At 31.0% G+C, this 12,614-nt stretch carries 17 protein-coding genes and 5 tRNA genes; 7 read left to right on the top strand and 15 right to left on the bottom strand.

Annotated features, from left to right (window positions below):
- Positions 1–41: 41 nt before the first annotated feature.
- From rplL to ACTTA8_RS02075, 10 genes are all read right to left on the bottom strand, one after another.
- Entirely contained in the window at positions 42–407 is a 366-nt protein-coding gene (rplL, locus tag ACTTA8_RS02120) for a 50S ribosomal protein L7/L12 (RefSeq protein WP_262589092.1), read from the bottom strand.
- A gap of 6 nt (positions 408–413) precedes the next feature.
- A complete protein-coding gene (rplJ, locus tag ACTTA8_RS02115; protein WP_428081222.1) occupies positions 414–932 on the bottom strand; it encodes a 50S ribosomal protein L10 in 519 nt (172 codons plus the stop codon).
- A 5-nt stretch (positions 933–937) separates the two neighbouring features.
- Positions 938–1,627, bottom strand: a complete 690-nt coding sequence (gene rplA, locus ACTTA8_RS02110; protein ID WP_440618335.1) for a 50S ribosomal protein L1 — start codon at positions 1,625–1,627, stop codon at positions 938–940.
- A complete protein-coding gene (gene rplK / locus ACTTA8_RS02105) occupies positions 1,627–2,052 on the bottom strand; it encodes a 50S ribosomal protein L11 (protein WP_262589090.1) in 426 nt (141 codons plus the stop codon). Before rplK ends, rplA begins: the two co-directional genes overlap by 1 nt.
- Positions 2,052–2,582 carry a transcription termination/antitermination protein NusG gene (nusG, locus tag ACTTA8_RS02100; protein WP_262589089.1) on the bottom strand — a complete coding sequence of 177 codons (531 nt, stop codon included), beginning with the start codon at positions 2,580–2,582 and terminating at the stop codon, positions 2,052–2,054. Before nusG ends, rplK begins: the two co-directional genes overlap by 1 nt.
- Entirely contained in the window at positions 2,582–2,773 is a 192-nt protein-coding gene (secE, locus tag ACTTA8_RS02095; RefSeq protein ID WP_262589088.1) for a preprotein translocase subunit SecE, read from the bottom strand. Before secE ends, nusG begins: the two co-directional genes overlap by 1 nt.
- A gap of 17 nt (positions 2,774–2,790) precedes the next feature.
- Positions 2,791–2,866, bottom strand: a tRNA-Trp gene (locus tag ACTTA8_RS02090).
- 10 nt (positions 2,867–2,876) lie between these two features.
- Positions 2,877–4,067 carry an elongation factor Tu gene (gene tuf, locus ACTTA8_RS02085; RefSeq protein ID WP_262589086.1) on the bottom strand — a complete coding sequence of 397 codons (1,191 nt, stop codon included), beginning with the start codon at positions 4,065–4,067 and terminating at the stop codon, positions 2,877–2,879.
- Between the two features lie 47 nt (positions 4,068–4,114).
- A tRNA-Gly gene (locus ACTTA8_RS02080) sits at positions 4,115–4,188 on the bottom strand.
- A 46-nt stretch (positions 4,189–4,234) separates the two neighbouring features.
- Positions 4,235–4,320 (bottom strand) — tRNA-Tyr (locus ACTTA8_RS02075).
- 130 nt (positions 4,321–4,450) lie between these two features.
- Here ACTTA8_RS02075 and rlmB point away from each other — a divergent pair.
- Positions 4,451–5,194 (top strand): 23S rRNA (guanosine(2251)-2'-O)-methyltransferase RlmB, encoded by a 744-nt coding sequence (rlmB, locus tag ACTTA8_RS02070; RefSeq protein WP_440654065.1) that lies wholly within the window; start codon positions 4,451–4,453, stop codon positions 5,192–5,194.
- Positions 5,195–5,227: 33 nt separating this feature from the next.
- Positions 5,228–5,303: transfer RNA gene (locus ACTTA8_RS02065), tRNA-Thr, on the top strand.
- A gap of 152 nt (positions 5,304–5,455) precedes the next feature.
- Here ACTTA8_RS02065 and ACTTA8_RS02060 read toward each other — a convergent pair.
- From ACTTA8_RS02060 to ACTTA8_RS02040, 5 genes are all read right to left on the bottom strand, one after another.
- Positions 5,456–6,226, bottom strand: coding sequence for an NAD kinase (locus ACTTA8_RS02060; RefSeq protein ID WP_440652363.1), 771 nt, complete (start codon positions 6,224–6,226; stop codon positions 5,456–5,458).
- Positions 6,227–6,230: 4 nt separating this feature from the next.
- Positions 6,231–6,316 (bottom strand) — tRNA-Leu (locus ACTTA8_RS02055).
- 44 nt (positions 6,317–6,360) lie between these two features.
- Positions 6,361–7,653: an NAD(P)H-dependent oxidoreductase gene (locus tag ACTTA8_RS02050; protein WP_440654064.1), complete on the bottom strand. Its 1,293-nt coding sequence runs from the start codon at positions 7,651–7,653 to the stop codon at positions 6,361–6,363.
- Positions 7,654–7,658: 5 nt separating this feature from the next.
- A complete protein-coding gene (locus ACTTA8_RS02045) occupies positions 7,659–8,060 on the bottom strand; it encodes a gamma-glutamylcyclotransferase family protein (RefSeq protein ID WP_440654063.1) in 402 nt (133 codons plus the stop codon).
- The gene (locus ACTTA8_RS02040) at positions 8,060–8,809 is read right to left on the bottom strand and encodes a competence/damage-inducible protein A (protein WP_440618330.1); all 750 of its coding nucleotides are present in this window, start codon (positions 8,807–8,809) and stop codon (positions 8,060–8,062) included. Before ACTTA8_RS02040 ends, ACTTA8_RS02045 begins: the two co-directional genes overlap by 1 nt.
- A 20-nt stretch (positions 8,810–8,829) precedes the next feature.
- On the opposite strand from ACTTA8_RS02040, the gene sfsA reads away from it, so the two are divergent.
- From sfsA to purS, 5 genes are read left to right on the top strand one after another with little or no spacing between them, the layout of a single operon-like run.
- Positions 8,830–9,528 carry a DNA/RNA nuclease SfsA gene (gene sfsA / locus ACTTA8_RS02035; RefSeq protein WP_440654061.1) on the top strand — a complete coding sequence of 233 codons (699 nt, stop codon included), beginning with the start codon at positions 8,830–8,832 and terminating at the stop codon, positions 9,526–9,528.
- On the top strand, positions 9,521–10,291 hold the full coding sequence (map, locus tag ACTTA8_RS02030) for a type I methionyl aminopeptidase (protein WP_262589077.1): 771 nt from the start codon (positions 9,521–9,523) through the stop codon (positions 10,289–10,291). The genes sfsA and map overlap by 8 nt, the downstream gene beginning before the upstream one ends.
- A 3-nt stretch (positions 10,292–10,294) precedes the next feature.
- Positions 10,295–11,587, top strand: coding sequence for an adenylosuccinate lyase (gene purB, locus ACTTA8_RS02025; RefSeq protein WP_440654059.1), 1,293 nt, complete (start codon positions 10,295–10,297; stop codon positions 11,585–11,587).
- A complete protein-coding gene (gene purC, locus ACTTA8_RS02020; RefSeq protein ID WP_440654057.1) occupies positions 11,587–12,372 on the top strand; it encodes a phosphoribosylaminoimidazolesuccinocarboxamide synthase in 786 nt (261 codons plus the stop codon). The genes purB and purC overlap by 1 nt, the downstream gene beginning before the upstream one ends.
- Positions 12,369–12,611, top strand: a complete 243-nt coding sequence (purS, locus tag ACTTA8_RS02015; protein WP_440654055.1) for a phosphoribosylformylglycinamidine synthase subunit PurS — start codon at positions 12,369–12,371, stop codon at positions 12,609–12,611. The genes purC and purS overlap by 4 nt, the downstream gene beginning before the upstream one ends.
- Positions 12,612–12,614 lie beyond the last annotated feature (3 nt).

Here is a 12,614-nt window from a genome sequence, read left to right as displayed (position 1 = left end):
CTGATTAAAAATAACCAGTATTTGAATTCTTTCTAATTAATTTATTTAAGTTCTACTTTTGCGCCAGCAGCTTCTAACTTGGCTTTGATCTCTTCGGCATCTTTTTTGTTAACACCAGATTTAACTTCTTTTGGTGCTCCCTCTACAAGATCTTTTGCTTCTTTTAAACCTAATGAAGTAGCTGCTCTTACTTCTTTGATAACATTAATTTTTTTATCACCTGCAGAAACTAACATGATAGTGAAATCATCTTTTTCTTCTGCTGGAGCTGCACCACCTGCTGCTGCTGGAGCTGCTGCTGCCATTGGAGTTACACCCCACTTTTCTTCTAACTGTTTTGAAAGTTCGGCTGCTTCAGCGACAGTCAAACTTGATAAGTCTTCAATAATTTTATTTAGGTCAGGCATATTTTTCTACTCTTTGGGTTGTGTTTCAGAATTTTCTGCGGACAAACTACTCATTTTTTCCGAATGTGCAAGCAAAATACTAATTAATTTTGAGGCTGGAGCGTTTAAAATACCTACAATATTAGCTCTTGCTTCATCAAGTGTAGGTAAACTAGCAACATTTTGGACACCGGCCTGATCCAGGACCTCATCATCCATTATTCCGCCAATTAATTTGAGATTTTCATTATCTTTAGCAAATTTGGATAAGATCCTTGCAGACATTATTGCATCTTCACCAAATGCAACCGCTGTTGGACCTGTGAAAAGATTGGATAAATCTTTACACTTAGTTTTTTCTAATGCTAATTTTGTGATTCTGTTTTTAGTGATCTTAAAGACGATACCATGCTCTCTCATTTTTGCTCTTAAATCATCTAATTGAGTCATTGTTAAGCCTTGATAGTGTGTAACCATCACAGCTTTACTACTCTCAAATTTAGAAGTCATTTCTTCAATATAATTTTTCTTTTGTTCTTTGTTCATCATAACTATATCGATTTTCCTAATTTAACTTTGTATGAAACACCCATAGTAGAAGTTGCAAAAACACCTTTTATTAAATCACCTTTGAGTGTGTTGTTAGATTTTTCTTTTTCTAATGCATCTATTATTGCATTATAATTCTTCAATAATTGATCATCACTGAATGATTTTTTTCCAATACTTACTCCAATGTTTCCATCTTTATCATTTCTAATTTCAACTTGTCCTGATTTTGCATCAGTAACTGCTTGTTTAATATTTTCAGATACTGAACCAAGTTTAGGATTTGGCATTAATCCTTTTGGACCTAAAACTTTTCCTAATTTCGAAAGTTTGATCATCATCCCAGGTGTGCAAATCAATTTTTCAAAATTTAAATCTCCACCTTTGATTTGTTCAACAAACTCATCTCCTCCAACAATATCAGCGCCTGCATCTTTTGCCTCTTGCGCTTTATTATCTTCACAAACAACAGCAACTTTTACTTTCTTACCTGTTCCTCCTGGAAGATTTACCACAGTTCTAATGTTGACTTCACTTTTCTTTTGTTTGTTATTTATTTGGAAACTTAAATCTAAAGATTCATCAAATTTTGTTGTGCAGTTTTTTTTAAGCTCGGGTAATAATTTTTCAATAGACTCTGCATTTAAGTCTTTAGTTTTTTCAGGTAATTTTTTATATCTTTTTGAAGCCATTATTCTTTTACCTCTATACCCATTGATCTAGCTGAACCTGCAATAATTTTTACTGCTTCATTTATATCGTGAGCATTTAAATCATTCATTTTTTCTTTAGCAATATCTTCTAATTGTTTTTTAGAAATTGAAGCTACAATATTTCTTCCTGGTTCTTTTGATCCACCTTTTAATTTAACAGCTTCTTTAATATAAAAAGATGCTGGTGGCGATTTAATTTTAAAATCAAATTTTTTATCTTTATAAACAGTAATTTCAACTGGAACAGGTTTTCCAGCCATAGATTTTGTTTTGTCATTAAATGCTTTACAAAATTCCATTATATTAACGCCACGCTGACCTAAAGCAGGACCAACAGGAGGAGCGGGATTAGCTTGTCCGCCTTTAATTTGTAACTTTATAAATCCACTTATTTCTTTTGCCATTAACTTACTTTCTCAACTTGGTTATATTCTAAATCTACCGGTGTTGGACGACCAAATATAGAAACTGACACCTTAAGTCTAGCTTTTTCTTCATCAATTTCTTCAATCATTCCATTAAATGATGCAAATGGACCATCAACAACCTGAACTTTTTCACCAACGCTGTAATCTATACCAGATTTTGGCTGAGCCACACCATCTTTAATTTGGCCTAAAATCTTCTCAACTTCCTTATCAGAAACAGGTACTGGGATGCCTTTTGATCCAAGGAAACCACTAACTCTCTTTATTCCTTTGATCATATGATAAATATTGTTATCCATTTCACTCTTTATTAGTACGTATCCAGGAAAATATTTCTTTTTTCTTTGAATTCTCTTTCCTCTTTTAACTTCCGTAACATCGTGAGTTGGAACTATAATTTCTTCAAATTTCTCACTTATTTTAGCCTTATCTGCTTCTTCTTTAATTAATGAAGCAACTTTATTTTCAAAACTGGAGTGTGATTGAACAATGTACCAATTTTTCATTAAATACTCACCTTTAACAACAGTTCTAAGAAGAATTTAAGTACCTGATCCAATAAAAGAAAAAATAAAGACATTACAACCGCCATAACAAATACCATTAAAGCACCTTGCAAAGTTTCTTTCCAAGTAGGCCAAGTAACTTTGAAAGCCTCTTGTTTTACTTCCTGAATAAATTTAATCGGGTTCTTCATAATTCTTTAGCTCAAATTGGCAGGAGCGGAGGGACTCGAACCCTCAGCCTCCGGTTTTGGAGACCGGCGCTCTACCAATTGAGCTACACTCCTATTTATAGAGTTACTCTATAATTTTAGTTACTACTCCTGCTCCAACAGTTCTACCACCTTCTCTAATAGCAAAGTTTAATTTTTCTGCCATTGCAATAGGTGTAATCAGTTTAACAGTGAATTTAGCATCATCACCTGGCATAACCATTTCAGTACCTGCTGGTAATTCTACTTCTCCTGTAACGTCTGTTGTTCTAAAATAAAACTGTGGTCTATATTTTGTAAAGAAAGGAGTGTGTCTTCCACCCTCGTCTTTTTTAAGAATATAGGCTTGAGCTTCAAATTTAGTATGAGGAGTTATTGATCCGGGCTTGCAAAGAACTTGACCTCTTTCAATGTCAGTTCTTTCAATACCTCTCAATAAAATTCCTACGTTATCACCAGCTTCACCTGAGTCTAAAAGTTTTCTAAACATTTCTACTCCAGTACAAACTGATTTTTTTGTTTCTTTAATTCCAACGATTTCAACTTCCTCACCAGTTTTAATTACACCAGATTCTACTCTTCCAGTTGCAACTGTTCCTCTTCCTGAAATTGAAAATACGTCCTCAACCGGCATCAAGAATGGTTTGTCAACTTCTCTAGCTGGTTGCGGGATATGTTCGTCAACAGCTTTCATTAATTCTAAAATTGAATTTTTTCCAATTTCATCATCTCTTTTTTCAACTGCTGCTAAAGCTGAACCTTTAACTATTGGAGTTGTATCTCCAGGATATTTGTATGAAGTTAAAAGTTCTCTAATTTCTTCTTCTACAAGTTCAATCATATCTTTATCATCAACTTGGTCTACTTTATTTAAGTAAACAACAATTGCTGGAATACCAACTTGTCTTCCTAAAAGAATATGTTCTCTTGTTTGTGGCATAGGACCATCAGCTGCATTAACAACTAATATTGCTCCATCCATTTGTGCTGCACCAGTAATCATATTTTTTACATAGTCAGCGTGACCAGGACAGTCTACGTGAGCATAGTGTCTTTTTTCAGTTTCATATTCAACGTGCGCTGTTGAAATTGTAATTCCTCTTTCTTTTTCCTCTGGAGCTTTATCGATTTGATCGTATGCTACAGCTGTTCCACCACCAGCTTCAGCTAATACATTTGTTATAGCTGCAGTAAGAGTTGTTTTACCATGGTCGACATGACCAATAGTCCCAATGTTACAGTGGGGTTTACTTCGTACGAATTTTTCTTTTGACATTTCTTTTTAACCTCAGTTTTTTTTTTTTGTTTCTTACTTTAATTTCTTGGAGCGGGTAAAGGGAATCGAACCCTTACATCCAGCTTGGAAGGCTAGCGTTCTACCATTGAACTACACCCGCACAACCCCAAGAGTAACACTCCATTGTTATTTAAAATTATACTAAATGGTGGAGGGGGAAAGATTCGAACTTTCGAAGACCGAAGTCAACGGGTTTACAGCCCGCCCCATTTGACCGCTCTGGAACCCCTCCTTTGGGGAAGTGTCCCCTTGTTCAATATAGCTTCAAATAACATGCGTTTTATATATTTTATTTATCTAAATGCAACACGTGATTTATTAAGAAAAACTATTAAAAAGCGTGTAAAACACATCATAATTTTATGAATAAATCATCTTTTTTTATTGTTGGTCAACACGCGGTAATGGAAGCATTACGTAATCCAAATAGGAAAGTTTTAAGAGTGTTTTTGACAGAGGATGCTAAAAAAAATATTCATAGAAAAAATCCAAATAAAAATCTTCTTGAAGAGGTAAAAGTCTATTTTAAATCAAAAAAAGAGTTAGACAAATACTCATCAAAAGAACAATTAATGCATAATGGATATGTTGCTGAGATTGAACATTTAGACCAACCAGAATTAAAAGAATTTATTAAAGGAAAAAATAATTTAACCTTTGTATGTTTAGATGAAGTTACTGATCCAAGAAATATAGGTTCGCTCATTAGAAGTGCAGCATCTTTTAAAATTGATGGTGTAATAATTAAAGAGAGACATTTTCCAAAGGATAGTAAACTAATGTATAAATCAGCAAGTGGATGTATGGAGCATGTAAATATTTTTGAAGTTTCAAATATTAATTCTACCTTAAAAAATTTAAGAGAAAAAAATTTTTGGGTTTATGGTTTTGATTCAAAGGGCCAAAAGGATTTTACTGATGTTAAATGGGAGGGAAATAATATTTTACTTTTTGGATCAGAAGGATTTGGAATGAGGCAGCACACTGGAAAATATGCAGATTTTTTTGTCAAAATTGATATCAATGAAGAAATAGAAAGTTTGAATATATCAAATAGTGCAGCAATAGTGTTTCATCATTTAAGTTATTTAAAAAAAAAGAGTTGATTATTTAACAAATAATTAATAATTATTGCGCATGCCCTTGTAGCTCAGTTGGTAGAGCAATTGATTTGTAATCAATAGGTCCGCGGTTCGAATCCGTGCGGGGGCACCACTACTTTCTTTACCAAGCAGTTAACTTCAAACACTTATAAAAATTCTCTATACGAACATAGCAACCGAAGAATGACATTAATTTAAATGCAAAAAATCCTACAAATATAACTAAAGCAACTATTATAATTGGATTAAATTTATTCATTAAATCTAACTTGTTTCTTTTCTTATTTGTTCAATTTTAATTTTTTTTTGTAGACTTCTATTTTTATCATAGAGAAGATTAAACTTAATTTTATTATTTATTTTAACAGTAATAGATTTTGCATTTCTTACTTCCAAATTATCTGCAACTGCACTAATGGGTCTCTTAGATGGATTGAGATTTGTGATAACAATTTTAGATTTATCATTAACTATTTTGCCCTTCCACCTTCTTGGTCTAAATGCGCTAATTGGAGATATGGATAATTTTTTTGAATGAAGACTTAATATAGGTCCATGAACAGATAAATTGTAAGCAGTGCTTCCAGCAGGTGTAGACACCAAAACTCCATCAGAAACTAATTTTTTTATAATTTGCCTAGAACCTTGTTTAATTGATAACGAAGCTGCTTGTCTGCTCTGTCTTAATACAGAAACTTCATTAATAGCAATAGATTTTTTGATTTGATTATTTTTATTTCTTACAATCATCTCTAAAGGAGAAATTGAAACCATATTTGCTTTGGAAAGGTTTTTTATTATATCTTTTGAGGAAAATTTATTCATTAGAAAACCGTAGTTTCCAGAGTTAATCCCATAGAAAAATTTATTAGAATTTTTGTTTCTTTTAAGAGTTTGGAGCATAAAACCATCACCTCCAATAACAATAGTTAAATTTTTGTTTTGAAAATTATTAGAACTAATTTTTTTTAATAAAATATTTTTTATATTTAAGGATTTATTATTTTTATCAGAAATAATTTGTAGTTTGTTCATTTAATGGTGCCCTCGGCCAGACTCGAACTGGCACTCCGCAAGCGGCAAGGATTTTAAGTCCTTTGTGTCTACCAATTTCACCACGAGGGCATTAATGAATTTCACTGTTATATCCACAATTATTTATAACTCAACTATATTAAATTGTATTGGTAATCTCTAGCTTCTATTACCTCTTTTGGCAAATTAAGCTCAACATCACCAATTTTTATTATTTCATCTTTGTTGATATTTTTTTTCAATATTGCATTATCTGTTAAACCAAGTGGTAAAATCATTTCATTTTTTGAATTTTGAGATGTAATTAATTTACCTCTTGCACAAAACCCCCCTTCCCCGTCGAGCTTTTCACCAACTTTTAAATCTTTTTTTGCAACACTTGCAACATCTGCATTATATTTTTTTGTATAACCTGTTGCTCTATTATCAAGCGCTATAGAATATATAGACTGAGCAAGTTCTAAACCAATATAATGATAAGGTCTCCATATTGCCGAGTAGTTTCCAGAGGAATCTGTGACCATTCCATAATCTTTAAAACAATTTTTTACATATTCATTTTGAGCTTTAATTACAATGTATACGCCCCACCTCAAGTCATTAGGAATATCTTTTTTATTTAGATCAATACTTGATATAACTTCAACTTGACCTTCAAAATCAATTAATCCACCATCTTTTTTTGGTATTAATTTTTTTGCTATATCATAAACCCCAACTGGAGGAAAAGTTAATCCGTTAGAAGGACATCTAAGATTTGCAGCATTGCTTACTGCGCACATTTCAATTGCAGATTTATCACCACATAAAAAACTATTGAACATTTTAGGATTCATTCCTGACTCACTCTCTGCTCTTTCTTTAGTTAAACCATAATGACCCCAAACTGTATCAGGTGTAGAATATTCAAAACTTGGATGGTATTTTGTTCCTTTTCCAGCACAAATAACTTCAAAACCATTAAGTCTAGCCCATTCAATTTGTTCTAGAATTAACGAAGGTTGATCACCATAAGCCATCGAACAAATAACTCCATTTTCTCTAGCTAAATCTGATAAATATTTTCCACATGTAATATCTGCCTCTACATTAACTAAAATCAAATGTTTCTTTTCTTTTAAAATTCTTGTTGCATGGACAGTGCCTACAATAGGGTTTCCTGTTGCTTCAATAAAGATTTCAATATTTCTATCAATAATTTGATCAAGATAAGTTGTAAAATTGATTTTAGATACCTCTTCTTTACTTACTCCACTTTTTAAACAATTTCTTTTTGCTTGATCAATATTGAGGTCAACTATGCTATCAATTTTAATTTTATTTAAGTTGGAATATTGTGATAAAAACATACTTACAAATTTTCCACATCCAACAAAAGCTACTCTTATTGGATGTTTTCGATCCTCTAATTTTGTGTGTAAAAACATTTCAATTAAAATTGTAAGGCTTTTGTGAGAAATTTTTTATCTAACTTGCAATCTTTATATCCTCTTTTAACTATATTTAGATATCTTTCTGTAGGAAACTTAAAAGGAGATTTCTTAACCATTGTATAGGTCATGACTTTTTTTCCATAATAATTGAAATAGTATTTTTTATATAAAATTGGAAAATCCTCATAAACATCCAACTTTTTCTCATCACTTTTTGAAATTTCAAATAATCCACCTGGTACGATTGAATTTTTTTTTGGCTCAATGTCTGCTGCTCTATATTTGCTTCTAAATGTTAATTTAAAATCTTTTAAATTTATTTTTTTTAAAAAAACACTGTCTTTGCATCTTCGTTTCATTTGAAAATGATGAAGATTGCTACCATAAGCAAAATACAACATTACCGCTCAACTACCTCAATTTTTTTTTCATTTACAAATTTTAAAATCTGCGAATTACAATCATCAATTTTATTTTGATCTTCTGATCTAATAACTATCGATACACCAAGCTTACCGGCATGAAAAAATGGGTAACTGCCAATCTCTACATCCAAATTATTATTTTGTACTTTTGTTAATGAACTTGCTATTTCACTTTCAACTGTTCTTAAACTTATAGTTAAGCTTTTGATTGGTTCGCCTCCAACTATATTATTTGTTAATCCACCTAACATGGATTTTAAAATAGAAGGAACCCCTGGCAGAGAATAAACATTCTCAACATTAAATCCTGGAGCACCACTTGTTGGATTTAAAATAAGATTTGCATTTTCAGGCATCCATGCCATTTTCTGTCTTCCCTCATTAAATTCTCCTGGTTGATAATATTCTTCTAGAATTTTGAAAGCTTCTTTGTGAACTTCATATTTTACTCCAAATGCTTTTGAAACTGATTGAGCTGTTATATCATCGTGAGTAGGCCCAATACCTCCAGTTGTAAAAACATAATCATATTTTGATCTAAGTAAATTTAGTGTTTCAACTATAATATTTTCTACATCGGGAATTACTCTAACTTCATCAACCTTTACCCCTATAGAATTTAACCAAGTTGCTAATGTTGAGGTATTAGTGTCTTGTGTTCTTCCAGATAAAATTTCATTACCAATAATTAAAATAGAAGCTTTAAATTTTGCTTTTTTATCCATATGAAATATATAATTTACTCATGGAATTTACCAAGTCTTTAGTAAAAGGCAAACTAATCAAACGTTACAAAAGGTTTTTTACCGACATAAAACTTGGTAAAGAAATTGTCACAGCTCATTGTCCTAACACAGGATCTATGAAAGGTTTATTAGATGAAGGTAATGAAGTTTATTTACTACCAAATAATGATCCTAAGCGAAAACTAAAGTTTGGACTTGAAATAATTAAATCAAGAAAAAATTTAGTAGGTGTTAACACTCATATAGCTAACAAGATAGTAAGTCATGCTATCGAAAACAATTTGATCAAAGAATTAAAAAATAACGATAAAATAAAACCAGAGGTATTCTTTAATAAGGAAACTAGATTTGATTTTTTGCTAGAAAAAAAAAATAAGAAAAGCTTTGTAGAGGTCAAGAACGTTACTTTATTTAGAGATAAAGAAACTGCAGAGTTTCCAGATGCCATTACTTCAAGAGGTTCTAAGCATTTATTAACTCTTATTGATGCCATAAATAAAGGTTATAAAGGTTATTTGATCTTTTTAGTTCAAATTCAAAATATGAAATATTTTAAAATAGCTAAAGATATAGACGAAGAATATTATGAGAATTATAAAAAAGCTAAAAGAGCTGGAGTAAATTTTCTAGCTTATAGATGTGATATAAGTTCAAAAAAAATTATTATAGATAAAAAACTTAAAATTTTGGATGAGTGATTATAAAGAAAAATTTGAAAAAATGAGAATTGCTGGTGATTTAGCAGCAAGGACACTTGATATGTTAACAGACAACATTAAGGAAGGTGTCTCAACAGACTATATAGATAAATTGGGATATGAATTTATAAGAGATAATGGAGGACACTCTGCTCCACTTTACTATAGAGGTTTTACAAAATCTTTATGTACTTCATTAAATCATGTTGTGTGCCATGGAATTCCCTCAGATAGAGTCTTAAGAGATGGTGATGCAGTAAATGTAGATGTTACTGCAATTGTAGATGAACATTATGGTGATACCAGTAGAATGTTTTGTATTGGAAAAACACCAATTAAATTAAACAATCTAATAGATGCTACTTACGAATCTATGATGAGAGCAATTAGAATTTTAAAACCAGGAATTAAATTAGGCGATATTGGTTACGAAATTCAGTCATTTGTTGAAGAAAAAGGATACTCTGTTGTTAGAGATTTTTGTGGTCATGGTATAAGTACAACATTTCATGAGCCACCAAACATTTTACATTATGGAAGTAAAAACTCAGGACCAGATTTAAAACCTGGCATGACTTTTACAATAGAGCCTATGATAAATTCAGGTAAATATGATGTTAAAATGTTAAATGATGGTTGGACTGCTGTCACAAAAGATAAATCTTTATCTGCTCAATTTGAACATACGTTAGGAATTACTGAAAATGGTTATGAAATCTTTACAGAATCTGCTAAAGGTTATTCAAAGCCTCCATACTTATAATTAATGATTAAAAGATACTCTCGAAAAGAATTAACTGATATTTGGTCAGAGGAAAACAAATATAAAATTTGGCTAGATGTAGAAGTTGCAGCTGCTGAGGCTATGGAAAAACTTGGTCAAATACCAAAAGGAGTAGCTTCAATTGTTAGAAAAAAAGCAGTTATCAATGTAACTACAATACATAAAATTGAATCTGAAGTTAAGCATGATGTTATAGCATTTCTTACCTCTGTTACAGAAAAAGCAGGAATTAAAGCAAGATATTTACATCAAGGTATGACTTCATCAGATGTACTTGATACCAGTTTTAATATTCAATTAGTTCAATCCGGAAAAATAATTCTTAAAGATATCGATCAAATTTTAAAAGTACTTAAGAAGCAGGCAAAAAAATATAAAATGACTCCATGTATGGGAAGAAGTCATGGAATTCATGCTGAACCAGTTACTTTTGGATTAAAATTAGCATCTTTTTATGAGGAATTTAAGAGAAACAGAAAAAGACTTAAAGATGCAATAGATGAGGTATCAACTTGTGCTATATCAGGAGCTGTTGGAACTTTTGCAAATATAAGCCCTAATGTAGAAAAACATGTTGCAAAAAAATTAGGTTTAAAAGTTGAACCCATTTCAACACAAGTAATTCCAAGAGATCGACATGCATTTTATTTTTCAGTTTTAGGTATTATTGCAGGTTCAATTGAGAGAGTTGCAATTGAGATAAGGCATTTACAAAGAACAGAAGTTTATGAATTACAAGAGTACTTTTCAAAAAAACAAAAAGGATCATCTGCAATGCCTCACAAGAAAAATCCAATTTTAAGTGAAAACTTAACTGGTTTGGCAAGAATGGTTAGAAGTGCTGTGATACCTGCTTTAGAAAATATAGCACTATGGCATGAAAGAGATATTTCACATTCAAGTGTTGAAAGAAACATTGGTCCTGATGCAAATATTACAACAGACTTTGCATTGGTTAGATTAACAAATATTTTGGACAATATGATTGTTTATCCAAAAAAAATGTTAGAAAACTTGAATATAACAAAAGGGCTAATTTTCTCTCAAGAAGTTATGCTAGAGTTAACTAAATCAGGTTTAAGTAGAGAAAAATCTTACAGAATGGTTCAATCGTATGCAAAAAAATGTTTTGCGGAAAACCTAAACTTATTTGATGTGATATCGGATGATAAGTTTATTATGAGCAAAATTACAACAAAAAGACTTAAATCTATTTTTAGTTACGCAAAACACTTTAAAAATGTGAATTTGATCTTTAGAAGAGTTTTTAAATAATGAAAAAGGGAAAAAAACTATACGAAGGTAAAGCAAAAATCATTTATGCAACAAATGATAAAAATTTAGTTATTCAATATTTTAAAGACGATGCAACGGCATTCAATAATCAAAAGAAAACTACAATTGAAGGCAAAGGTGTTTTAAACAATAGAATATCTGAACATATTCTCTCAAATTTATCTCAAATAGGAATTAAAAATCATTTAGTGAAAAGATTAAATATGCGTGAACAAATAATAAAACTAGTTGAGATAATTCCAATTGAATTTATTGTTAGAAATGTTGCAACAGGATCTATCACTAAAAGACTAGGTATTGAGGATGGAACTGTTTTAAAAGAACCATTAATTGAATACTGCTTAAAAGATGACAAATTAGGTGACCCTCTAATTGCAGAAGAGCACATTATAGCTTTCGATTGGGCTAGCAAGAACGAAATTGATAAAGTCAAGAAAATGATACTAAGAATTAATGACTTTATGATTGGAATGTTCAGAGGAGTTGGAATTAAGTTGATTGATTTCAAACTAGAATTTGGAAGGTTAAAGTCTAATGGGAAGCAAGAAGTAATTCTTGCAGATGAAATTAGCCCAGATACATGCAGACTTTGGGACAGTATTACAGATAAAAAACTTGATAAAGACAGATTTAGAAAAGATTTAGGTGATTTAATTCCAGCCTACACAGAAGTTGCTAAAAGATTAGGTATTTTGCATGAACAATCCAATGTAAGTGCCGTGAATGTAACAAAATTATCATCTGTTAAGAGAAAGAAAAAATGAAAATCTCAGTAGTCATCACTTTAAAAAAAGATGTGCTAGATCCACAAGGTAAAGTTATTCATCAAACTTTAGATGGCATGGGTTTTGATGATATTAATGAAGTTAGACAAGGTAAATATTTTGAAATTGACACAAAAGAAAATGATCCAAAAAAAGCTAAAGATAAAGTTGAAGAAATGTGCAAAAAACTTTTAGCTAATCTCGTAATTGAAAACTATAAAATTATTGATCTAAAGTAATTA

The organism is Candidatus Pelagibacter sp. HIMB1506, from assembly GCF_052047935.1.
In the GTDB taxonomy this organism is placed as follows: Bacteria; Pseudomonadota; Alphaproteobacteria; order Pelagibacterales; family Pelagibacteraceae; genus Pelagibacter.
The sequence above is the reverse complement of the archived record's forward strand: the minus strand, read 5'-3'. Positions and strand labels throughout refer to the sequence as shown.

Coding starts and splice junctions, on each gene's coding strand:
- rplK (WP_262589090.1), bottom strand. CDS start 2,052: ATGGCAAAAGAAATAAGTGGATTTATAAAGTTACAAATTAAAGGCGGA.
- rplA (WP_440618335.1), bottom strand. CDS start 1,627: ATGGCTTCAAAAAGATATAAAAAATTACCTGAAAAAACTAAAGACTTA.
- ACTTA8_RS02040 (WP_440618330.1), bottom strand. CDS start 8,809: ATGGATAAAAAAGCAAAATTTAAAGCTTCTATTTTAATTATTGGTAAT.
- tuf (WP_262589086.1), bottom strand. CDS start 4,067: ATGTCAAAAGAAAAATTCGTACGAAGTAAACCCCACTGTAACATTGGG.
- purC (WP_440654057.1), top strand. CDS start 11,587: ATGAAAAAGGGAAAAAAACTATACGAAGGTAAAGCAAAAATCATTTAT.
- rplL (WP_262589092.1), bottom strand. CDS start 407: ATGCCTGACCTAAATAAAATTATTGAAGACTTATCAAGTTTGACTGTC.
- ACTTA8_RS02050 (WP_440654064.1), bottom strand. CDS start 7,653: ATGTTTTTACACACAAAATTAGAGGATCGAAAACATCCAATAAGAGTA.
- purB (WP_440654059.1), top strand. CDS start 10,295: ATGATTAAAAGATACTCTCGAAAAGAATTAACTGATATTTGGTCAGAG.
- secE (WP_262589088.1), bottom strand. CDS start 2,773: ATGAAGAACCCGATTAAATTTATTCAGGAAGTAAAACAAGAGGCTTTC.
- rplJ (WP_428081222.1), bottom strand. CDS start 932: ATGAACAAAGAACAAAAGAAAAATTATATTGAAGAAATGACTTCTAAA.
- rlmB (WP_440654065.1), top strand. CDS start 4,451: ATGAATAAATCATCTTTTTTTATTGTTGGTCAACACGCGGTAATGGAA.
- nusG (WP_262589089.1), bottom strand. CDS start 2,582: ATGAAAAATTGGTACATTGTTCAATCACACTCCAGTTTTGAAAATAAA.
- ACTTA8_RS02060 (WP_440652363.1), bottom strand. CDS start 6,226: ATGAACAAACTACAAATTATTTCTGATAAAAATAATAAATCCTTAAAT.
- sfsA (WP_440654061.1), top strand. CDS start 8,830: ATGGAATTTACCAAGTCTTTAGTAAAAGGCAAACTAATCAAACGTTAC.
- purS (WP_440654055.1), top strand. CDS start 12,369: ATGAAAATCTCAGTAGTCATCACTTTAAAAAAAGATGTGCTAGATCCA.
- map (WP_262589077.1), top strand. CDS start 9,521: ATGAGTGATTATAAAGAAAAATTTGAAAAAATGAGAATTGCTGGTGAT.
- ACTTA8_RS02045 (WP_440654063.1), bottom strand. CDS start 8,060: ATGTTGTATTTTGCTTATGGTAGCAATCTTCATCATTTTCAAATGAAA.